Origin of the sequence: Aeromicrobium sp. (genome assembly GCF_047607065.1) — a bacterium.
Classification (GTDB): domain Bacteria; phylum Actinomycetota; class Actinomycetes; order Propionibacteriales; family Nocardioidaceae; genus Aeromicrobium.
The window spans coordinates 37768-58254 of sequence record NZ_JASGDU010000047.1 but is presented as its reverse complement, the minus strand read 5'-3'; the positions used below and the strand labels follow the sequence as shown (position 1 = coordinate 58254).

The following is a 20487-nucleotide window of genomic DNA, read 5'->3' as shown; positions in this document are numbered from 1 at the left end:
AGCGACGTGCTACATTCCGAATTGGCACTCTCCACCTGAGATTGCCAACGTGCGCGGCACCCGCGACGACGCGCACACGATCCGTGTTCATCCCGTACTCCGTTCATCACGAAGGGGAGGTCGACCAGTGTCGACGATCAAGCCGCTCGAGGACCGTCTCATCATCAAGACGAGTGAGGCCGAGCAGACCACCGCGTCCGGACTCGTCATCCCGGACACCGCCAAGGAGAAGCCGCAGGAGGGTGAGGTCGTGGCCGTCGGCCCCGGCCGCATCGACGACAACGGCAACCGTGTTCCGCTCGACGTCGCCGTCGGCGACAAGGTCATCTTCAGCAAGTACGGCGGCACCGAGGTCAAGCACGCCGGTCAGGACTACCTGATCCTCTCGGCGCGCGACATCCTCGCCGTCATCTCCTGATGCGCTGACGCCCCGGCCTCCTGATCCCAGGGGTGCCGGGGCGCTCGCGTCTCCCACCCGTCTCTGTACCGGAAAGAAGGCTCATATGCCCAAGATCCTGGAGTTCGACGAGGACGCCCGCCGCGCGCTGGAGCGCGGCGTCGACAAGCTCGCCGACACCGTCAAGGTCACCCTCGGCCCCAAGGGCCGCTACGTCGTGCTCGACAAGAAGTGGGGTGCCCCCACGATCACCAACGACGGCGTGACCGTCGCGCGTGAGGTCGAGCTGGACGACCCGTTCGAGAACCTCGGCGCGCAGCTCGCCAAGGAGGTCGCCACCAAGACCAACGACGTCGCCGGTGACGGCACCACGACCGCCACCGTCCTGGCGCAGGCGATGGTCCACGAGGGCCTGCGCGCCGTGGCTGCCGGTGCCAATCCGGTCGGTCTGAAGAAGGGCATCGAGGCGGCCGTCGCGGCCGTCACCGACAAGCTCCACGAGACCGCCCGCGCCGTCGATGACGTCAAGGACATGACCGCCGTCGCCACGGTCTCCAGCCGTGACGCCCACATCGGCGAGTTGATCGCCGAAGCCTTCGACAAGGTCGGCAAGGACGGCGTCATCACCGTCGAGGAGTCCAACACGCTCGGCACGCAGCTCGAGTTCACCGAGGGCATGCAGTTCGACAAGGGCTACCTCAGCCCCTACATGGTCACCGACACCGAGCGCATGGAGGCGGTGCTCGACGATCCGCTGATCCTGCTGCACGCCGGCAAGATCTCGGCCGTCGCCGACCTGCTGCCGCTGCTGGAGAAGGTCATCGCCGCAGGCAAGACGCTGTTCGTCATCGCCGAGGACGTCGAGGGCGAGGCGCTCAGCACGCTCGTCGTCAACAAGATCCGTGGCACGTTCACCTCGGTCGCGGTCAAGGCTCCGGCCTTCGGCGACCGTCGCAAGGCGATCCTGACCGACATCGCGACGCTCACCGGCGCGACGGTCGTCACGCCCGATGTGGGCCTCAAGCTCGACTCGGTGGGCCTGGACGTGCTGGGCACCGCCCGCCGCGTCGTCGTCACCAAGGACGGCACGACGATTGTCGACGGCGGCGGCAATGCCGAGGAGGTCGCCGGTCGCGTCGCGCAGATCAAGTCCGAGATCGAGCTGTCCGATTCGGACTGGGACACCGAGAAGCTGCAGGAGCGCCTGGCCAAGCTGGCCGGCGGTGTCTGCGTCATCCAGGTGGGCGCGGCCACCGAGGTCGAGCTGAAGGAGAAGAAGCACCGCATCGAGGACGCCGTTTCGGCGACCCGCGCGGCCATCGAGGAGGGCATCGTCCCCGGCGGCGGCTCGGCGCTGGTCCATGCCGTCGCGGTGCTCGACGGCGACCTCGGCCTCAGTGGTGACGAGGCCGTCGGCGTGCGCATCGTGCGCAAGGGTGCCGACGCCCCGCTGGAGTGGATCGCCCGCAACGGCGGCGTGTCCGGCGAGGTCGTGGTCTCGAAGGTCCGCGAGTCCGGTGACGGCTACAACGCCGCCACGGGCGAGTACGGCGACCTGTTGGCGCAGGGCATCCTCGATCCGGTCAAGGTCACGCGCTCGGCGCTGGCCAACGCCGCGTCGATCACCGCGATGCTGTTGACCACCGAGACGCTGGTGGCCGACAAGCCGGCCGAGGACGAGGCGGACGCCCACGCGGGTCACGCCCACTGACGTCCCCGCCCCCGCGAGCGGCCCCCTCCCTGACCAGGGAGGGGGCCGCTCGTCGTGGGGGCCAGGGGGCAAACCTGCGCGGCCTGCGGCATCGGGGGCGGCATAGGATCGAGGCATGGACAGTGGCATCCCGGAGAAGTTTGCGACCCTCGGACTCACCTACGACGATGTGCTGCTCCTGCCGGGCGAGACCGACGTCATCCCCAGCGAGGTCGATACGACCGCCCGGCTGACCCGTGAGTTGACGCTGCGCATCCCGCTGCTGTCGAGCGCGATGGACACCGTCACCGAATCGCGCATGGCCATCGCGATGGCCCGTGAGGGCGGCATCGGCATCCTGCACCGCAACCTGTCCATCGAGGATCAGGCGTACCAGGTCGACCTTGTCAAGCGGACGCAGACCGGCATGATCCCCAACCCCATCACCATCGGCCCCAAGGCCACCCTGGAAGACCTCGACGCCACCTGCGGGGAGTACCGGGTCTCGGGCCTTCCGGTCGTTGACACCGACGGCACGTTGCTCGGCATCATCACCAATCGCGACCTGCGCTTCACCCCGGTCGCCGAATGGGCCACGACGCTGGTCGGCGACGTGATGACGCCGATGCCGCTCATCACCGGCCCGGTCGGCATCAGCCGCGACGAGGCCCAGGCGCTGCTGCGCCAGCACAAGCGCGAGCGGCTGCCCATCGTCGATGCCGGCGGCAAACTCGCCGGACTCATCACGGTCAAGGACTTCGTCAAGGCCGAGCAGTACCCCCTGGCCAGCAACGACGCCTCGGGCCGGCTCATGGTCGGAGCGGCGGTCGGCTTCTTCGGCGATGCGTGGGAGCGCGCCAACCAGCTGCGCGAGGCCGGGGTCGACGTTCTTGTGGTCGACACCGCGCACGGCCACGCCCGGCTGCTGCTCGACATGATCCGCCGGATCAAGGCCGATGCTGCCTTCGCCGGTGTGCAGGTCATCGGCGGCAACGTCGCGACCCGCGAGGGCGCCCAGGCGCTCGTGGACGCCGGAGTCGATGCGGTCAAGGTGGGCGTCGGTCCAGGCTCGATCTGCACCACGCGCGTCGTCGCGGGGGTCGGCGTGCCGCAGTTGACTGCGGTCTACGAGGCTTCGCTCGCGGCCGGCCCGGCCGGGGTGCCGGTCATCGCCGACGGCGGCCTGCAGTATTCCGGTGATATCGCCAAGGCGCTCGTGGCCGGTGCGGACTCGGTCATGGTCGGTTCGCTGCTGGCTGGCTGCGAGGAGAGTCCGGGCGACCTGATCTTCGTCGGCGGCAAGCAGTTCAAGAGCTATCGCGGTATGGGCTCTATCGGAGCGATGGCCTCGCGGGGCAAAAAGTCCTACTCCAAGGACCGTTACTTCCAGGCCGACGTCACCAGCGACGACAAGATCGTCCCGGAGGGCATCGAAGGCCAGGTGGCCTACCGCGGCCCGCTTGGAGCCGTCGCGCACCAACTGGTCGGGGGGTTGCATCAGTCGATGTTCTACGTCGGCGCGCGGACCATCGCCGACCTGCAGGAGAAGGGCCGTTTCGTGCGCATCACGGCCGCCGGGCTGAAGGAGTCGCACCCGCACGACATCCAGATGACCGTCGAGGCCCCGAACTACGCCGGCCGGTAAACGGATGTGCGAATAGGCGAGAACCCGGTCATTGAGGTGCGAGCTTGCGAGCCTCGAAATGACCCACCCCGCAGGCTTCGAGGCTCGGCCGCAAGCGGCCTCGCACCTCAGCCAGCGGTCCTACTGGCGCACCCTCTGAACGGACCCCCTCGGGAGTGATCGGATCTCATATGTAAGGTAAGCCTCATCTTTCTTGGGATGGGGTGCGTGTGGCGACAGCGACGGCCGCCGCGACCGGTTCGAGCCGGTCCGGCGTGACGAGGTCGATGGCCTTGCTGACCCTCGGCGGCATTCTCGCGGGCGTGAGCCTGCTGAGCCTGTTCGTCGGCAGCGGGGACATCTCGGTCGCCGAGGCCTGGCGGGCGCTGTGGAGCAACGATCACAGCACCACCGCCGAGATCGTGCGTACCGCACGGGTGCCGCGCACGCTGCTGGGGCTGTCGGCCGGTGCCGCGCTCGGTGTTGCGGGGGCGCTCATGCAGGCGCTCACCCGCAACCCGCTGGCCGATCCGGGCCTGCTCGGCGTCAACGCGGGTGCCTACCTGGCGATGGTCGTGGGTTTTTGGCTCTGGGGTGCCATGTCGACGGCGAACTACGTGCTGTTCGCCATGATCGGGGCCTTCATCACCTCGGGACTGGTCTACTTCGTCGGCTCGCGCGGCCGGGCCGGTGCCAGCCCCGGCAAGCTCGTGCTCACCGGCGTCGCGGTCAGCTGCGTCTTCACCGGGCTGGCCTTCGGCCTGACGATGATCGACCCCAAGGCCTTCGACGCGATCCGCGGCTGGCAGATGGGATCGCTGCAGAAGTCCGGCGGCGAGGCGATCTTCTTCGGTGCCCTGCCCTACATCGTCGTCGGCCTGGTGCTCGCACTCGGCCTGATGCTCTACCTCAACGCCATCGCGCTCGGCGACGACCGCGCCCGCTCGCTGGGCGTGCCGGTGACCACGGTGCGCACGGTCGGTTTCGTGGCGATGACGCTGCTGTGCGGCGCGGCGACCGCCGCCATCGGCCCGGTCTCCTTCCTCGGGTTGATCGTGCCGCACGCGGTCCGCTCCATCGTCGGGCCGGACCAGCGCTGGATCGTCCCGGCCTGCCTGTTGTGCGCGCCGATCCTGTTCCTGGGCGCGGACATCATCGGCCGGGTCGCCACGAGCAGCGAGCTGCCGGTCGGCATGATGACGGCCTTCATCGGGGCACCGGTGCTGATCTGGCTGGCTCGTGGGCAAGGGGTGAACGAGCTGTGAGCGCGCTTCCGCCGGACCATGCCGAGGTCGAGATCTGGCCGCCGCGATTCCGCTTCGTCGGCACACGCGAGGGCGTCCGCGTCCGCGTCGACGTGCGCACGGTGACGGTGACCGCCGTGCTGGCGGCGATCACCGCGGCCGTGTCGATCTGGTCGCTCAGCATCGGCTCGGTCGAGGGTGCCAATCTGCCGTTGAGCAGGGTGCTCGGTGCCTTCACCGGCCAGGAGTCCGAGACGATCCACCGCATCGTCGTCGAGGGGCGCCTGCCGCGGGTGGCCGTCGCGGTCTTCGGCGGTGCCTGTCTGGCCCTGAGCGGGGCGATCTTCCAGACCGTCACCCGCAACCCGCTGGGCAGCCCGGACATCATCGGCTTCACCAGCGGCGCGAACACCGGCGCGCTCGTGGCGATGCTCGTGCTGAACCTCGGCTATGCGGGAGCCACCTTCGGTTCGCTCGTCGGCGGTCTCGCCACGGGCCTGGTGATCTACCTGCTCGCCATGCGCGGCGGAGTGGAGGGCACCCGGCTGATCGTCGTCGGCATCGGCGTCAGCGCAATGCTCGTCGCCTTCAACAGCTTCCTGCTCGCGCGCGCCAAGGTCGAGAACGCCTCCGTCGCCGCCGCGTGGGGCCAGGGCATCTTCGACCAGCTGAAGTTCACCGACATCATCCCGGTGGCCGTCGTCCTGGCGCTGCTGGCACCGGCGCTGGCGGTCCTCGCGCCCGGGATGCGCATGTTCGAGCTGGGGCCGGACTCGGCGCGCAGCAAGGGCGTGGACACCGAGCGGCTGCAGTTGCTGTTGCTGCTCGTCGCCGTCGGCTTCGTCGCGGTCGTCACGGCCGTCGCCGGGCCGGTCGCCTTCATCGCCCTCATCGCGCCGCAGGTCGGGATGCGGCTTGCCAGAAGCCCCGGCATCCCGCTCGTCACGAGCGCGGCGGTCGGCGCGACGCTGCTGGTCATCAGCGACGTCATCGCGCGTTCGCTCCTGGCCCCCGTGCAGTTGCCGGTCGGCGTGGTGACCACGGCGCTCGGCGGCGTCTACCTGCTCGGCCTGCTCATCGTCCAGTCTCGAAAGGTGTCAGTGTGACCAGTTCTGCCTCCGGCCGACTCAGCGGGCACGGCCTCCAGGTCGGCTACGACCAGCGGACGATCATCTCCGGCCTGGACGTGACGATCCCCGACGGCTCCTTCACGGTCATCATCGGCCCGAACGCCTGCGGCAAGTCGACGCTGCTGCGCACGCTGTCGCGGCTGCTCAAGCCGACGGCTGGCGCGGTGCTGCTCGACGGCCGTGACGTTCACGAGTACCAGGGAAAGGCTTTCGCGCGCGAGATCGGCCTGCTGCCCCAGCAGTCTCTCGCGCCGGACGGCATCACGGTGGTCGACCTGGTTTCACGGGGGCGTTTCCCGTACCAGACGCTGTTCAAGCAGTGGACCGATGCCGACGAGCAGGCCGTTCGCTCGGCGCTGGAGGCCACCCGCCTGGTGGAGTTGTCCCACCGCCCGGTCGAGGCGCTCTCGGGCGGCCAGCGCCAGCGGGTCTGGATCGCTATGGCGCTCGCCCAGGAGACGCCGATCCTGCTGCTCGACGAGCCGACGACCTATCTCGATCTCGCGCACCAGCTGGAGGTGCTGGAGTTGTGCGCCCGGCTGAACGCGCAGGGCCGCACGCTCGTCGCGGTGCTGCACGACCTCAACCAGGCGGCCCGCTACGCGACGCACCTCATTGCCATGCGCTCCGGCAGCGTCATCACCGAGGGCGCACCCGACCAGGTGGTGACCGAGGAGAGCGTCGAGCGGGTCTTCGGCGTCCGTTCGCGGGTCATCGCCGACCCCGAGACCGGCACGCCGATGGTCGTGCCGCTGGCCTCCGGAGCGGTGCAGGAGTCCTCCTTGCCCGGAGACACCGCCAACTACCGCGCCGAACCGGCCGCCGCCTCGTGACGGCACCGTCAGATCCCCCACAAGAAAGAAGAACAGCTATGAGATCCATGCGCCGGTTGGGCGCTATCGCCGTGGCGATGGCGCTCCCGCTCACGATGACCGCCTGCGGTTCGAGCGACGATGCCAAGGACGGCGAGGTCGTCGGCACCGTCGAGCGAGGCCCCGAGAAGGAGGTGCGCGCCTCCGACGACGGGCTGAGGGTCGTCGCGCTCGGCTGGTCCGACGGCGAGATCGCGCTCGACCTCGGCGTCAAGCCGATCGCCATCTACGACTGGCAGGGTCATGGCGAGGAGAACAAGGGCGTCGGCCCGTGGGCGACGGACGCCTTCGGCGACACCGAGCCGGAGGTCATCGAGAACACCGGCACCACCTACAACTACGAGCAGATCGAGCTGCTGGAGCCGGACGTGATCCTCAACGTCCGCGCCTCGGCCGACGAGGAGGTCTTCGACCGCCTCTCCGAGATCGCCCCGGTCGCCTCGGCTCCGGCCGACACCGGTGACTTCGCCGTCGACTGGCGTACGCAGACCGAGATCATCGGCCAGGCCATCGGTAAGGACGACGAGGCCGCCGCCGCCATCGACGAGACCGACGCGGTCATCGCCGACCTCGCTGCGGAGCACCCGGAGTTCGTGGGCAAGACGTTCGTCTACGGCGCGAAGTTCGCCGACGCCTACAGTGCCTACCTCGAAGGCGACGCCCGGTTCGACGTGTTCGCCTCACTCGGGTTCGTGGCCAATCCGCCGGTCGCCGATCTGGAGGCCATGGGCTTCTTCGCCTCGGTCCCGGCCGAGAAGGTCTCCGCGCTCGATGCCGACGTGGCCCTCCTGACGACCATCGGGATGCCGCTGTCGGATCTGCAGAACGATCCGCTGATCTCCTCGCTCGGCGTGGTCAAGGACCAGCGGGCGCTCGTGCTCGACGAGACCGACGAGATCGTGCTCGGCCTGGGTGCCGGCACGCCGCAGTCGATTGCGCTGGCCGTCGAGAAGGCGGTCCCGCTGCTGGCCGACGCTGCCGCCAAGGTCGGCTGAACGCCCGCATCGCACGACTCCGAGGCCGGACCCGCCAATGACGCCGGGTCCGGCCTCGGCCGTTCGCAGGCGGCGTGCGCGACCGTGGCACATATCCGGGAGATATGCCACTGTGGCGTTATGAATGCCACAGTGACGGTCGGCAAGCAGGGGCGCATCGTGATCCCTGCCGAGGTGCGCGCTGCCCTGGGTTTGGAACCAGGCGAGGAGTTGAGGGTGTCGGTGGAAGGCAGGGCAGTGGTGCTGCAGCGGCAACGCGACGCCGTTCGTGCGCTGTGGGGTTACGCCAAGCGCGACGATGGTCGTTCCTTGGTCGATGAACTCATCGCGGAACGGCGCGCTGCTGCGGAGGAGGGCGATTGACGGCGGTCCTCGACGCTTCGGCGGTGATGGCCGTTCTCCGTGAAGAGGCCGGGGGAGAGCGAGTGCTGGCGCACCTTCCCGGAGCGGTCTTGGGAGCCGCGAACTTCGCCGAGGTGATCGGCAAACTGCTCGATGCGGACATCCCCGTGGAACCCGTCCGAAGGATGCTGGAGAACGCGGATGTCAGGATCGAACCGGTCACAGATGGGGACGGCCTGTTGGCCGGCCAACTGCGCGGCATCACCGGTGGCCGACAACTCTCGTTGGGTGATCGGTGCTGCCTCGCGCTCGCCCTGCGGATCGGCCTGATCCGGTGAGTGCGGTGCGGGCAGGTGCGCCGCTAGGGTGGCCTCATGGCTGATCTCGACATCGGTGCCGCCAAGCGCGGCCGCCGGGCGTACTCCTTCGACGACATCGCGATCGTGCCGAGCCGCCGCACGCGCGACCCCGAAGAGGTCTCGACCGCTTGGCAGATCGACGCCTACCGCTTCGAGCTGCCGGTGATCGCCGCCCCGATGGACTCGGTGATGAGTCCGGCGACCGCCATCGCCCTCGGCCGCTTCGGCGGCCTCGGGGTGCTCGACCTCGAGGGACTGTGGACGCGCTACGACGATCCCGAGCCGCTGCTGGCCGAGATCGCCGGCCTCGCCCCGGAGGTCGCCAATGCACGGCTGCAGGAGATCTATGCGGCCCCGATCCGTCCCGAACTCATCGCCAGCCGTCTCCAGGAGGTGCGCGACGCCGGGGTGACCGTGGCGGGGGCGCTCTCGCCGCAGCGCACTAAGCAGTTCGCCGACGTCGTCGTCCAGGCCGGGGTCGACCTGTTCGTCATCCGCGGCACGACCGTCTCGGCCGAGCACGTCTCGGGCCAGACCGAGCCGCTCAACCTCAAGCGCTTTATCTACGAACTCGACGTTCCCGTCATCGTCGGCGGCTGTGCGACGTATCAGGCGGCCCTGCACCTCATGCGCACCGGTGCGGCGGGCGTGCTGGTCGGTTTCGGCGGCGGTGCGGCGCACACGACCCGGTCGGTGCTCGGCGTCTCGGTGCCGATGGCCTCGGCCGTTGCCGATGTCGCCGCCGCGCGACGCGACTACCTGGACGAGTCCGGTGGCCGCTACGTCCACGTCATCGCCGACGGCTCCATCGGCCGCAGCGGCGACATCGCCAAGGCCGTCGCCTGCGGTGCCGATGCGGTGATGATCGGTTCGCCGTTCGCCCGCGCCGTCGAGGCACCGGGTCGCGGCTTCCACTGGGGGGCCGAGGCCTGGCACGCCGAACTTCCGCGCGGCGAGCGGGTCGAGTTCGGCACCATCGGCTCCCTGGAGACGGTGCTGTTCGGCCCGTCGAGCGTGCCCGACGGCACGATGAACCTCATCGGCGCGCTGCGCCGGGCTATGGCGACGACCGGCTACACCGAGCTCAAGGAGTTCCAGCGGGTCGAGGTCGTCGTCGGCTGAGCCGGTGTCACGACATGCGCGTCGCCGTCGCCCAGCTGCCGTCGGTCGCCGGCGATGTCGCGGCGAACGTCGCTACGGCGCTGACCGCGCTGGACCAGTGCGACGGCGCGGACCTGCTGGTGTTGCCCGAGTTGTTCCTGACCGGCTACACGCTCCCGCCGCACATCTTGGGTCGCGCGGACGATCCGCGCCTGGCGTCGTTGGCCGAGGCGGTCGCCGCATGCGGGACGACGGTGCTGGCGGGGGCAGCCCTCGGCGGTTCGCCGAGGCCGACGCTGAGCACCCTGGGCCTCGGCACCACCGGAGCGCGGCGCCTGTACGACAAACAGCACCTGTCCGGCGGCGAGCGCGACTGCTTCGCCGCAGGTGAGGCCGGGACGGTTCTCGATCTCGGGTCGGTTCCGGTCGGCCTGGCGATCTGTTACGACGCCTGCTTCCCCGAGCACGCGCGGGCGGCGGCCGACGCGGGCGCGCTGGTCTATGCGGCCTCCATCGCCTACTACGCCGGCAGCGAGCACCGCCGCGACCTCTACGGCCACGCGCGGGCGCTCGACAACGGCTTCTTCGTGGCCATCGGTGCCCTGATCGGCGAGTGCGGGCGAGCGCGGTTCTGCGGAGGCGCGGCGATCTACGACCCCGAGGGCCGGGTGGTCGCGGCGGTGCCGGAGGGTGCGCAGGGCATCGCGGTGGCCGACCTCGACCTCGACCAGGTGGTCGCCACCCGTGCGGCCCATCCGATGCTCGCCGAGCGCCGCAGACTGCCGGTGCTGCAGCGCATAACGCTCTGACCTGCGGCGATGAGCCATTATGGGTGTTCGATGGAAATCGCGTGTGTGACGGCGGTACCCTGCCGCTCATGGCGTCGACACTCAGCACCCCTGCCTCCACCTCGGATTTCACGGTCGATCCGGCTCGCGTCCGCAGCCTCACCGCACTGATCCGCTCCACCACCGGCGAGACCCGCACCACGACCGCCCCGTTCACCGGAGGTCCGCTGGCGCTCATCCCGGTGTCGAGCCTGGACGACGTGGACGCGGCCTTCGACGAGGCCCGCCGGATCCAGCCCCGCTGGGCCGCGACCTCGGTGCGCCAGCGCGCCGCAGCGCTGCTGCGGCTGCACGACCTCGTGCTCGCGCACCAGAGCGAGTTGATGGACCTCGTTCAGCTCGAATCGGGCAAGACCCGCAAGCACGCCTACGACGAGGTCGTCCATCTCGCGCTGACCGCGCGGTACTACGGCCGCCGGCTCAAGCATCTGGCCGCGCCGCAGCGCAAGGTCGGGGTCTTCCCGCTCATCACCCAGATCAGCGTCAACCACGTGCCCAAGGGCGTCGTCGGCATCATCAGCCCCTGGAACTACCCGCTGACGATGGCGATGGCCGACGGCCTGCCCGCCATCGCTGCGGGCAACGTCGTCGTCCACAAGCCCGACAGCCAGAGCTGCCTGACCGCGCTGGCGGCCGTCGAGTTGTTCCGCGAGGCGGGCTTCCCCGCCGACGTGTGGCAGGTCGTCAGTGGAGCCGGCTCGGTCGTCGGCACGTCCATCGTCCAGCAGGCCGACTACATCTGCTTCACCGGTTCGACCGCGACCGGCACCGGTATCGCCAAACTTGCCGCCGAGCGGCTGGTCAACTATTCGCTGGAACTCGGCGGCAAGAACCCGATGATCGTGCTCCCCGGTGCCGATATCGAGAAGGCGGCCGAGGGAGCGGTCGGTGCCTGCTTCTCCTCGGCCGGACAGCTGTGCGTGTCCATCGAGCGGCTGTACGTCCACGACACGCTTTACGACGACTTCCGCGACGCCTTCATCCGGCGGGTGCAGGCGATGAGCCTGGGTGCCACCCTCGGCTGGGACGCCGATATGGGGTCGCTGGTCTCGGCCAGCCAGGTCGAGACGATCAGCAAGCATGTCGAGAACGCCGTTGCCAACGGGGCCACCGTGCTCGCCGGCGGCCGCGCCCGCCCCGACCTCGGCCCGCACTTCTACGAGCCGACCGTGCTCGAAGGGGTCACCGAGGCCGCCGACTGCTTCGCCGAGGAGACCTTCGGGCCGCTGGTGTCGCTGTACCGCTACGACACCATCGAACAGGCCGTGCAACTGGCCAACGCCGGCGAGTACGGTCTCAATGCGTCGATCTACGGTCCTGTGCCGGTGGCTCGCGGCATCGCCGGGCGTATCAAGGCCGGCACGGTCAACATCAACGAAGGCTTCGCGGCCACCTTTGGCAGCATCGACGCTCCGATGGGTGGTATGCGCTCCTCGGGCACCGGCCGCAGGCAGGGCGACGAGGGCTACTACCGATACACCGAGACGCAGGCGGTCGGCGTGCAGCGGCTCCTGCCGGTCTCCGGACCGGCCGCGATCCCGCCGAGGCCCTACGCCGCCGTCTTGACCTTCCTGCTGCGCGTCCTGCGCCGCACGACGACCCGCCGTTGAAAGGCACACCGATATGAGTTTCGACTACGACGTCATCGTCATCGGCTCCGGCTTCGGCGGGAGCGTCTCGGCGCTGCGGCTGACCGAGAAGGGCTACAAGGTCGCGGTCTTTGAGGCCGGCAAGCGGTTCCGCGACTCCGACTTCGCCAAGACTTCCTGGAGCCTGCGCAAGTTCCTCTGGATGCCGCAGATCGGCTGTTACGGTATCCAGCGGATCGACAAGCTCAAGGATGTGCTGATCCTGTCCGGTGCCGGTGTCGGCGGCGGCTCCCTGGTGTACGCCAACACGCTGTACGAGCCGCTCGACCCGTTCTACCGGGACCCGGCCTGGGGGCACATCACCGACTGGAAGTCCGAGCTGGCCCCGTATTACAACCAGGCCAAGCGCATGCTCGGCGTCAGCGTCTACCCGCGCGAGACCGAGGCGGACCGGGTCATCAAGAAGGTCGCCGAGGACATGGGCGTCGAGGGCACCTTCCACCACACGCCGGTCGGCGTCCTGTTCGGCGACGAGCCGGGCGCGAAGATCCCGGATCCGTACTTCGGCGGCGTCGGCCCGGAGCGCAACGCCTGCCTGAACTGCGGCGAGTGCATGACCGGCTGCCGTCACAACGCCAAGAACACGCTGGTCAAGAACTACCTGTACCTGGCCGAGAACAACGGTGCGGAGATCCATCCGCTGACGACGGTGGTCTCGGTGCGTCCGCTGCCCGGTGGCGGCTACGAGGTCGAGACGCGGCGCACCAACAAGCGCTTCCGCCCGCATCGCACGCTGCGTGCCGAGCAGGTGGTGTTCGCCGCAAGCACGATGGGCACCCAGAAGCTCTTGCACAAGATGAAGGACTCCGGTGCGCTGCCGCGGGTCTCGGACCGCCTCGGCTTGCTGACCCGGACGAACTCCGAGGCGCTGCTCGGCTCCATCGCCGACGGCAACGACGTCGACTACACCGAGGGCGTGGCGATCACCTCGTCGTTCCACCCCAACGAGCACACCCACATCGAGCCGGTCCGCTACGGCAAGGGGTCGAACGCGATGAGCCTCATGCAGACCGTGCTGACCGACGGCTCCAAGCCGGAGCCGCGCTGGTGGACGTGGCTCAAGGAGATGTGGAAGCAGAAGACCAAGCTCTTCCGGCTCTACGACCTGCGGCACTGGTCCGAGCGCACCATCATCGCGCTGGTCATGCAGACGCACGACAACTCGATCACGACCTACACCAAGCGCGGCCTGTTCGGGCGCACGCTGACGTCCAAGCAGGGCCACGGCGCGGAGAACCCGAGTTTCATCCCTGAGGCGCACGAGGCCGTGCAGCTCATGGCCAAGCACATGAAGGGCACCCCCGGCGGCACCATCGGCGAGCCGTTCAACGTGCCGATGACTGCGCACTTCATGGGCGGGGCATGCATCGGAGACTCGCCCGAGACCGGCGTCATCGACCCGTACCACCGGCTGTACGGGTACGAGGGCCTGCACGTGGTGGACGGGTCGTCGATCTCGGCGAACCTGGGCGTCAACCCGTCGCTGACGATCACCGCGCAGGCCGAGCGGGCGATGTCGTACTGGCCGAACAAGGGCGAGACCGACGTGCGTCCGGCCATGGGCGAGGAGTACCGGAAGATCTCCCCGGTGGCGCCCAAGAGTCCGGTGGTGCCCGACGAGGCCCCCGCAGCCCTGCGCCTGCCCATCGTCTCCTGACCACCCCGGTCGCGTGGACCGCATTGAGGGTCCGCGGCTGCTCTGGCAGCTGCGAACCCTCAATGCGGTCGGCCCCGCTCCGGATGCCGGGGCGAAAGACCTCAGAAATGCACAGAACCCGGTCGGGAGGGAGAAAGTGACCGGGTTCTGTTGTGCCACGAGGAGCGGGCACTGAATCTGACGGGAGGGAGTATGTGCCAGATTCACTCCTATCAACGACGCCCTCCGGTAGGGGTTACGTGACCTCGGGAAACTTTTTCTCCCGTTAGGATCGCTGCGTGACGGACGCCCCCTCTGCCCCCGCATCTGCCCCCGACGCCGCCGAGCACGACACGGTGCTCGTCGTCGACTTCGGTGCCCAGTACGCCCAGCTGATCGCCCGGCGGGTCCGCGAGGCGCGGATCTACTCCGAGATCGTGCCGAGCACGATGAGCGCCGCAGACATGCTCGCCAAGAAGCCCGCCGCGATCATCCTGTCCGGCGGGCCGTCGTCGGTCTACGAGCCGGGCGCCCCGCAGCTCGACGCGGGTGTGCTCGACGGCTCGGTGCCGGTCTTCGGCATCTGCTACGGCTTCCAGGCGATGTCGGCGGCCCTCGGCGGCACCGTCGCGCGCACCGGCCTGTCGGAGTTCGGCCGCACCGAGGTCACGGTGTCCGACGCGGGCACCCTCCTGGCCGGCGTGCCCGCGACGCACCGCATCTGGATGAGCCACGGCGACGCGGTCACCGAGGCACCGGCCGGCTTCACCGTGCTGGCCAGTACCGACGGTGCCCCCGTCGCGGCCTTCGAGGACACCGCCCGCTGCTTCGCCGGCGTTCAGTGGCACCCCGAGGTGCTGCACAGCGAGCACGGCCAGCGGGTGCTCGAACACTTCCTGACCGACATCGCCGGCTGCCGGCCGACCTGGACCAGCGCCAATATCGTCGAGGACCAGGTAGCCCGCATCCGTGAGCAGGTCGGCGACGCCCGCGTCATCTCGGCGCTGTCGGGCGGCGTCGACTCGGCGGTCTCGACCGCGCTCGTCCAGCGGGCTGTCGGCGACCGGCTCACCGCCGTCTTCGTCGATCACGGCCTGCTGCGCGAGGGCGAGGCCGAGCAGGTGCGCGAGGACTATGTCGCCGCCACCGGGGTCGACCTCAAGGTCGTCGACGCGAGCGAGCAGTTCCTCGGCCACCTCGCCGGCGTCAGCGACCCCGAGGAGAAGCGCAAGATCATCGGCCGGGAGTTCATCCGCACCTTCGAGGCCGCCGAGCGCGAGATCGTCGCCACGCCCGGCCCGCCGGTGCGGTTCCTCGTGCAGGGCACCCTCTACCCCGATGTCGTCGAGTCCGGCGGCGGCGAGGGCGCGGCCAACATCAAGAGCCATCACAACGTCGGCGGCCTGCCCGACGACCTGGAGTTCGATCTCATCGAACCGCTGCGCACGCTGTTCAAGGACGAGGTGCGTGAGGTCGGACGCCAGCTCGGCATTCCCGAGGCCATCGTCGGCCGCCATCCGTTCCCCGGTCCCGGCCTGGCGATCCGCATTGTCGGTGCCGTCGACGCCGAGCGGCTGCGCATCCTGCGCGCCGCCGACGCCATCGTGCGCGCGGAGACCACAGCGGCCGGCCTCGACGGCGAGATCTGGCAGTTCCCCGTGGTGCTGCTGGCCGATGTCCGCTCCGTCGGGGTGCAGGGCGACGGACGCACGTACGGTCATCCGGTCGTGCTGCGCCCGGTCTCCAGCGAGGACGCCATGACTGCCGACTGGAGCCGGCTGCCCTACGAGCTGCTGGAGCGCATCTCCACGCGCATCACCAACGAGGTGCGCGAAGTCAACCGGGTCGTGCTCGACGTCACGAGCAAGCCCCCGGGAACGATCGAGTGGGAGTGACGGGAGCCAGCGCCGTGGACCGGCCCATCATCATCGCGCACCGGGGCGTACCGACTTACCGCCTGGAGCACACCCGAGCCTCGTACGAACTGGCGATCGCCTGGGGGGCGGACTACATCGAACCCGATGTCGTCTGCACCGCCGACGGGCACCTCGTGGTGCGCCACGAGAACGAGATCGGCGGCACGACCGACGTCGCCGACCGCCCGGAGTTCGCCGACCGCAAGACCACGAAGTTCATCGACGGCACGCCGCGGACCGGCTGGTTCACCGAGGATTTCACGCTGGCCGAGCTGAAGACGCTCTACGTCGCCGAGCGGCTGCCGAAGCTGCGCCCGCAGAACCTGGCCCTCGCCCAGACGGCCCGCATCGAGACCTTCGAGGAGGTGCTCGACCTCGCCGAGGCCGCCGGCCGGCGGGTGGGGGTCTACGTCGAGACCAAGCACCCGAGCTACTTCCGCAGCATCGGGCTGGACATCGACGGTCGGCTGATCGAGGCGCTGGAGCGGCGCGGCCTAAACCAGCCCGTGGCCGACATCCCGGTGACGATCCAGTCCTTCGAGACCGGCAACCTGCGCGCTCTGCGCGACCACACGCCGCTAACGCTGATCCAGCTGATCGACCGTCAGGGCGCGCCGTGGGACTTTGTCGAGGCCAGGGACCCCCGCACCTACGCCGATCTCACGACGCCGGAGGCGCTGGCCGACATCGCCACCTACGCTGACGGGATCGGGCCGAACAAGAGCCTGGTCATCCGCCGCGACGGGGACTACCGGCTCGCTGGCGACACCGGTCTGGTCGCCGCAGCCCACGCGGCCGGGCTGCTGGTCCACATCTGGACGATGCGCGACGAGAACAACTTCCTGCCGACCGACCTGCGCCGGGGCGAGGATGTCTCGGCCCACGGCAGCGTGGTCGAGGAGTTCCGGGAGTTCCTGGCCGCCGGGGTCGACGGCTTCTTCGCCGACGACACGGCCACCGCCGTCGCCGCCCTCGGTCCGCGCTCGAAGGACGCCTGAGGAGCAGGCTCTGCACGGGGACCAGGGGATTCTGCGTTCAGTCGGTGCGCGGATAGGCGCTGGCTGAGGTGCGTAGGCCGCTTGCGGCCGGAGCCTCGAAGCCTGCCGCGGTGGGTCCCTTCGAGGCTCGCAAGCTCACACCTCAGGGACCGAGGCTCGCCTATTGGCGCATGCCCTTAGTCGGCGGGCGGGTTGCGGCGGACGAAGGTGAGGGCCAGGCCCCCGATGCCCAGGGCGATCAGGGTGATCGGGGCCGCCACGAGGAGGGTCCCGGTGCCGAAGAGACCGGACTCGACCGAAGCCCAGCCTGCCGCCACGAGGACGAAGACCGTCCCGGCCAGGAAGCTCCAGGCGTTGAAAGGGTGCGTGTTCTCTTGCGTTCGCTCGTTCATGCTCGCTCCACGATGACTTGTCCGAAGGCGTGGTCGATGATCAGGTGCAGGCTGTGCTGCTGGTCGCTGGGCACGCTCAGATCGGCCGAGCGGCCCGAGCTGTACTCGCCGAAGACCCGGATGTCCCCGCCGGCGACCTCGGCGTCGACGGAGACCGCGAGGTCGCCGGGGACGATGATGCGCACCTGGCCGAACCCGCTGTCGACGCGGACGGTGCGGTCCAGCAGATGCTCCGGATCGGCGACCTCGGTGAGGTCGAGCTCCAGAGTCCCGGCACCGACCTCGTAGGTCGACGCGACGGCACCGGCCGTCTTCGGCGTCTGCCGGAAGTCCCCGAGCGGTCCTTCGGGGAACACGCTGGTCGCGGCCAGGACCAGGCACAGCAGCAGGCCGAGGGGCACCAGGGCGATGCTGCGTCCCCATCGGGTCCCGACGAGGAGTCCCGCGCCGACGACCCCGAGGGCGAGCGCCGGGTAGGCGGCGACCGGGAATCCGGACCCGACTGCCAGGTGCACGACCGCCAGGGTGCCGAGGGCGATCAGCAGCACCGACATCGTCGCCCAGAACAGCAGCGGCGGAGTGTGCGGAGCACGCGGTGCCGGTGCGGGCGCGACCATCGGTGCTGCGGGTCGCGGCGGGGGCGTGACGGCCTCGCCGGGCGCGCCGGTCGAGTCCTTCGCCGGTTCACGAGAACCCCGCGGCAGGACCGCGAACAGCCAGTAGAAGAACAGCGCCGGCACCACGAGCCATAGGGCGGACAGCGGCGTCGCCGGCCCCCAGAGCCATCCGCTGTCGCCGACGATGGAGGCGAAGGCCAGTGCGCCGCCGATGATGAGCGCGCCCGTGCGCACCTGTGGCTCGTTGACACCGAGACGGAACCAGTCAGCCATGACGCTCGGGCGTTCGTCGTCTCCGGGCAATGCGAACCAGGCGACCGCGTACAGCAGCAGTCCGGCCAGCCCCGCGAAGCACAGGGCGACGAAGACGACGCGGACGATGATCGGATCGATGCCGAGGTGGCGGCCCAGCCCCGCGCAGACCCCGGCGACGACGCGGCCTTCGGTGGCGCGCCGGGTCTGCGCGAGCGAACGGAAACGCTGGCCGTCGGGGCCGGGCGCGGGTGGCGGCTCCGTGGCACCGTGCGGCGGTGGTGGGGGAGTGGCGGTCTGGTTCATGTCTCCATCCTGGGCGCGTGAACGCTCCGGGACCATCGGGTGCGTCCCTGATCCGTCCCTGAGACGGCCCGGAGAACCCCGAGGATTTTCCCGCATGGCCGTGAGGGTGCGGCACATGTGACGATCATGGGGTGACCTCGACTGCCCTGCCGCTACGCCGCGCCTACCGCCCGGCGGGTCGCCGCCTGGTCTCCGGCGTGAGCGCGGGGGTCGCCGAACACCTCGGGGTCGACACCCTCTGGGTGCGCCTCGCCTTCACGGTGACGGCGATGATCAACGGCGCGGGCCTGGTCGCCTACCTGCTGCTGTGGCGCTTCCTGCCGATCACCGACGACACGATCAGCCCCGGCCTCGACGCTGCGGCCCGCGGCGGGCTGCGGCCGGGGCGCACGACGACCTGGATCGACCACACGCGCGCTGTGGCGGTTCTCGCGCTCGGTGCGGGCGTCGGCCTTGCGCTGCAGGTGTCGGGCCACGGCATCGCCTGGGGCATGTTCGTCCCCCTGGTCATCGGCGGGGTGGGTCTGGCGGTGATGTGGCGTGGTCTGGACGACGTGGCGTTGCTGGCCGCCCGGCGGATGCGCTGGTGGTCGGTCCTGCGGGTGGGCGTGGGCCTGGGCCTCGTCGCGCTCGCCGGGGCCTATCTCGTGACCGTCGAGAGGGGCAGGTCGGCGTTGACCGACGCGGGCGCGGCGCTCGTGGTGGCGCTGGTCGGTCTCGGACTCGTGCTCGGGCCGTGGATCGCCTCGCTGATCGCCGACCTGGGTGCCGAGCGGCGCGAACGGGTGCGTTCGCAGGAGCGCGCCGACGTCGCCGCCCACCTGCACGATTCGGTGCTCCAGACCCTCTCGCTCCTGCAGAAGTACGCCGACGATCCGGCTACTGTCGCCACGGTCGCGCGCCGCCAGGAGCGCGAATTGCGAGCCTGGCTGTACGGCGGCGACGACCCGGCTCCCTCGAGCCTGAGCCTGGCGCTGCGTGCTGCCGCCGATGAAGTCGAGGACCACCATCGCGTCGCCGTCGAACTCGTCATGGTCGGGGAGACCCAGGTCGATGCCGACGTGGCTGCTCTGGTCCGCGCCGCGCGCGAGGCGATGCTCAACGCCGCTACCCATGCCGGGGTCGACCGCGTCGACGTCTTTGCCGAGGTCACGCCGCGTGCCGTCGAGGTTTTTGTGCGCGACCGGGGGACCGGCTTCGACCCCGAACGCATCGACCCCGACCGCATGGGCATGCGCGGTTCGATCCTCGAAAGGATGGGGCGCCACGGCGGGTCGGCCCGGGTGAGGTCGGCCCCCGGCGAGGGCACGGAAGTCGCCATGGTCATGCCGCGCGAGGATGGACCGCGCGAAGCCCCGCCGACCACCGACCAGGAGCGCCGATGACCTCCCTCCCGCCCGAGATGTCCGCGGCGCTGCGCGTCGTGCTTGTCGACGACCATGCGATGTTCCGCACCGGTGTCCGGGCCGAGATCGCCGACACCGTGCATGTCGTCGGTGAGGCGGGGGACGTGGACGAGGCCGCCGCGGTCATCACCGCCGAGCGGCCCGACGTGGTGCTGCTCGACGTGCACCTGCCCGGTGGCGGCGGCCGCGAGGTGCTGCGCCGGATCGCCACGGCCTGCCCCGAGGTGCGGTGCCTGGCGCTGTCGGTCAGTGACGCGGCCGAGGACGTCATCGGCGTCATCCGGGCCGGAGCGCGCGGCTATGTGACCAAGGCGATCTCCGGGCCGGAACTGCTCGACGCGATGCAGCGGGTCGCGGCGGGGGACGCGGTGTTCAGCCCGCGTCTGGCCGGTTTCGTGCTCGACGCCTTCGCCGGGTACGTCGAGGTGGCGCAGGTCGACAGCGACCTCGACCGGCTCACCGAGCGCGAGCGGGAGGTGATGCGGCTCATCGCCCGCGGCTACGCCTACAAGGAGGTCGCCAAGGAGCTGTTCATCTCGCCGAAGACCGTCGAGACGCACGTGTCCAGCGTGCTGCGCAAGCTCCAGCTGTCCAGCCGACACGAGCTGACCCGCTGGGCCAGCGACCGCCGATTGATCTGACGGACCGGATCAGTCGGCGCGGCGGTTTACACTCGTGCGGGCAGGAACGGCGGCGCGTCGGCACCTGCACAC

Annotated in this window: 19 protein-coding genes; 17 read left to right on the top strand and 2 right to left on the bottom strand. The window is 69.8% G+C overall.

Annotation, left to right across the window (positions count from 1 at the left end; genetic code table 11):
* Positions 1–127 precede the first annotated feature (127 nt).
* The 15 genes from groES to QM597_RS07225 all read left to right on the top strand — a co-directional run bounded on the left by groES (position 128) and on the right by QM597_RS07225 (position 16801).
* Positions 128–418, top strand: a complete 291-nt coding sequence (groES, locus tag QM597_RS07295) for a co-chaperone GroES (protein WP_415004209.1) — start codon at positions 128–130, stop codon at positions 416–418.
* Positions 419–503: 85 nt separating this feature from the next.
* Complete coding sequence (gene groL, locus QM597_RS07290) at positions 504–2108, top strand: chaperonin GroEL (protein WP_415004208.1); 1605 nt, start codon at positions 504–506, stop codon at positions 2106–2108.
* A 115-nt stretch (positions 2109–2223) separates the two neighbouring features.
* Complete coding sequence (guaB, locus tag QM597_RS07285; RefSeq protein ID WP_415004207.1) at positions 2224–3732, top strand: IMP dehydrogenase; 1509 nt, start codon at positions 2224–2226, stop codon at positions 3730–3732.
* A gap of 266 nt (positions 3733–3998) precedes the next feature.
* Positions 3999–4976, top strand: a complete 978-nt coding sequence (locus tag QM597_RS07280; RefSeq protein ID WP_415004206.1) for a FecCD family ABC transporter permease — start codon at positions 3999–4001, stop codon at positions 4974–4976.
* A complete protein-coding gene (locus tag QM597_RS07275) occupies positions 4973–6061 on the top strand; it encodes a FecCD family ABC transporter permease (RefSeq protein WP_415004205.1) in 1089 nt (362 codons plus the stop codon). The genes QM597_RS07280 and QM597_RS07275 overlap by 4 nt, the downstream gene beginning before the upstream one ends.
* Positions 6058–6918, top strand: coding sequence for an ABC transporter ATP-binding protein (locus tag QM597_RS07270; RefSeq protein ID WP_415004204.1), 861 nt, complete (start codon positions 6058–6060; stop codon positions 6916–6918). The genes QM597_RS07275 and QM597_RS07270 overlap by 4 nt, the downstream gene beginning before the upstream one ends.
* A 38-nt stretch (positions 6919–6956) precedes the next feature.
* Positions 6957–7952 carry an ABC transporter substrate-binding protein gene (locus QM597_RS07265; RefSeq protein WP_415004203.1) on the top strand — a complete coding sequence of 332 codons (996 nt, stop codon included), beginning with the start codon at positions 6957–6959 and terminating at the stop codon, positions 7950–7952.
* Between the two features lie 120 nt (positions 7953–8072).
* Positions 8073–8315 (top strand): AbrB/MazE/SpoVT family DNA-binding domain-containing protein, encoded by a 243-nt coding sequence (locus tag QM597_RS07260; protein ID WP_415004202.1) that lies wholly within the window; start codon positions 8073–8075, stop codon positions 8313–8315.
* Positions 8312–8632, top strand: coding sequence for a type II toxin-antitoxin system VapC family toxin (locus QM597_RS07255; protein ID WP_415004201.1), 321 nt, complete (start codon positions 8312–8314; stop codon positions 8630–8632). Before QM597_RS07260 ends, QM597_RS07255 begins: the two co-directional genes overlap by 4 nt.
* Positions 8633–8668: 36 nt before the next feature.
* Positions 8669–9775: a GuaB3 family IMP dehydrogenase-related protein gene (locus tag QM597_RS07250; RefSeq protein ID WP_415004200.1), complete on the top strand. Its 1107-nt coding sequence runs from the start codon at positions 8669–8671 to the stop codon at positions 9773–9775.
* A gap of 14 nt (positions 9776–9789) precedes the next feature.
* Positions 9790–10563 carry a carbon-nitrogen hydrolase family protein gene (locus QM597_RS07245; protein WP_415004199.1) on the top strand — a complete coding sequence of 258 codons (774 nt, stop codon included), beginning with the start codon at positions 9790–9792 and terminating at the stop codon, positions 10561–10563.
* Positions 10564–10631: 68 nt separating this feature from the next.
* Positions 10632–12212, top strand: coding sequence for a succinic semialdehyde dehydrogenase (locus QM597_RS07240; RefSeq protein WP_415004198.1), 1581 nt, complete (start codon positions 10632–10634; stop codon positions 12210–12212).
* Between the two features lie 13 nt (positions 12213–12225).
* The gene (locus QM597_RS07235) at positions 12226–13908 is read left to right on the top strand and encodes a GMC oxidoreductase (RefSeq protein WP_415004197.1); all 1683 of its coding nucleotides are present in this window, start codon (positions 12226–12228) and stop codon (positions 13906–13908) included.
* A gap of 278 nt (positions 13909–14186) precedes the next feature.
* Positions 14187–15782, top strand: coding sequence for a glutamine-hydrolyzing GMP synthase (guaA, locus tag QM597_RS07230; RefSeq protein WP_415004196.1), 1596 nt, complete (start codon positions 14187–14189; stop codon positions 15780–15782).
* On the top strand, positions 15779–16801 hold the full coding sequence (locus QM597_RS07225; protein ID WP_415004195.1) for a glycerophosphodiester phosphodiesterase family protein: 1023 nt from the start codon (positions 15779–15781) through the stop codon (positions 16799–16801). The genes guaA and QM597_RS07225 overlap by 4 nt, the downstream gene beginning before the upstream one ends.
* A 176-nt stretch (positions 16802–16977) precedes the next feature.
* Here QM597_RS07225 and QM597_RS07220 read toward each other — a convergent pair whose 3' ends face one another.
* Together QM597_RS07220 and QM597_RS07215 are read right to left on the bottom strand one after the other, a co-directional pair.
* Positions 16978–17193, bottom strand: coding sequence for a hypothetical protein (locus QM597_RS07220; RefSeq protein WP_415004194.1), 216 nt, complete (start codon positions 17191–17193; stop codon positions 16978–16980).
* Positions 17190–18368 (bottom strand): PspC domain-containing protein, encoded by a 1179-nt coding sequence (locus tag QM597_RS07215; RefSeq protein WP_415004193.1) that lies wholly within the window; start codon positions 18366–18368, stop codon positions 17190–17192. Before QM597_RS07215 ends, QM597_RS07220 begins: the two co-directional genes overlap by 4 nt.
* A 131-nt stretch (positions 18369–18499) precedes the next feature.
* On the opposite strand from QM597_RS07215, the gene QM597_RS07210 reads away from it, so the two are divergent.
* Both QM597_RS07210 and QM597_RS07205 read left to right on the top strand, forming a co-directional pair.
* Positions 18500–19753 carry a PspC domain-containing protein gene (locus QM597_RS07210; protein WP_415004192.1) on the top strand — a complete coding sequence of 418 codons (1254 nt, stop codon included), beginning with the start codon at positions 18500–18502 and terminating at the stop codon, positions 19751–19753.
* Entirely contained in the window at positions 19750–20415 is a 666-nt protein-coding gene (locus QM597_RS07205; protein WP_415004191.1) for a response regulator, read from the top strand. Before QM597_RS07210 ends, QM597_RS07205 begins: the two co-directional genes overlap by 4 nt.
* The last annotated feature ends 72 nt before the right edge of the window (positions 20416–20487 follow it).

Bases quoted from the DNA above. Each gene is read 5' to 3' on its own strand.
- groL (WP_415004208.1), top strand. From the start codon at position 504: ATGCCCAAGATCCTGGAGTTCGACGAGGACGCCCGCCGCGCGCTGGAG.
- QM597_RS07220 (WP_415004194.1), bottom strand. From the start codon at position 17,193: ATGAACGAGCGAACGCAAGAGAACACGCACCCTTTCAACGCCTGGAGC.
- QM597_RS07265 (WP_415004203.1), top strand. From the start codon at position 6,957: ATGAGATCCATGCGCCGGTTGGGCGCTATCGCCGTGGCGATGGCGCTC.
- QM597_RS07250 (WP_415004200.1), top strand. From the start codon at position 8,669: ATGGCTGATCTCGACATCGGTGCCGCCAAGCGCGGCCGCCGGGCGTAC.
- QM597_RS07215 (WP_415004193.1), bottom strand. From the start codon at position 18,368: ATGAACCAGACCGCCACTCCCCCACCACCGCCGCACGGTGCCACGGAG.
- QM597_RS07245 (WP_415004199.1), top strand. From the start codon at position 9,790: ATGCGCGTCGCCGTCGCCCAGCTGCCGTCGGTCGCCGGCGATGTCGCG.
- QM597_RS07240 (WP_415004198.1), top strand. From the start codon at position 10,632: ATGGCGTCGACACTCAGCACCCCTGCCTCCACCTCGGATTTCACGGTC.
- guaB (WP_415004207.1), top strand. From the start codon at position 2,224: ATGGACAGTGGCATCCCGGAGAAGTTTGCGACCCTCGGACTCACCTAC.
- QM597_RS07235 (WP_415004197.1), top strand. From the start codon at position 12,226: ATGAGTTTCGACTACGACGTCATCGTCATCGGCTCCGGCTTCGGCGGG.
- QM597_RS07205 (WP_415004191.1), top strand. From the start codon at position 19,750: ATGACCTCCCTCCCGCCCGAGATGTCCGCGGCGCTGCGCGTCGTGCTT.
- QM597_RS07280 (WP_415004206.1), top strand. From the start codon at position 3,999: ATGGCCTTGCTGACCCTCGGCGGCATTCTCGCGGGCGTGAGCCTGCTG.
- QM597_RS07260 (WP_415004202.1), top strand. From the start codon at position 8,073: ATGAATGCCACAGTGACGGTCGGCAAGCAGGGGCGCATCGTGATCCCT.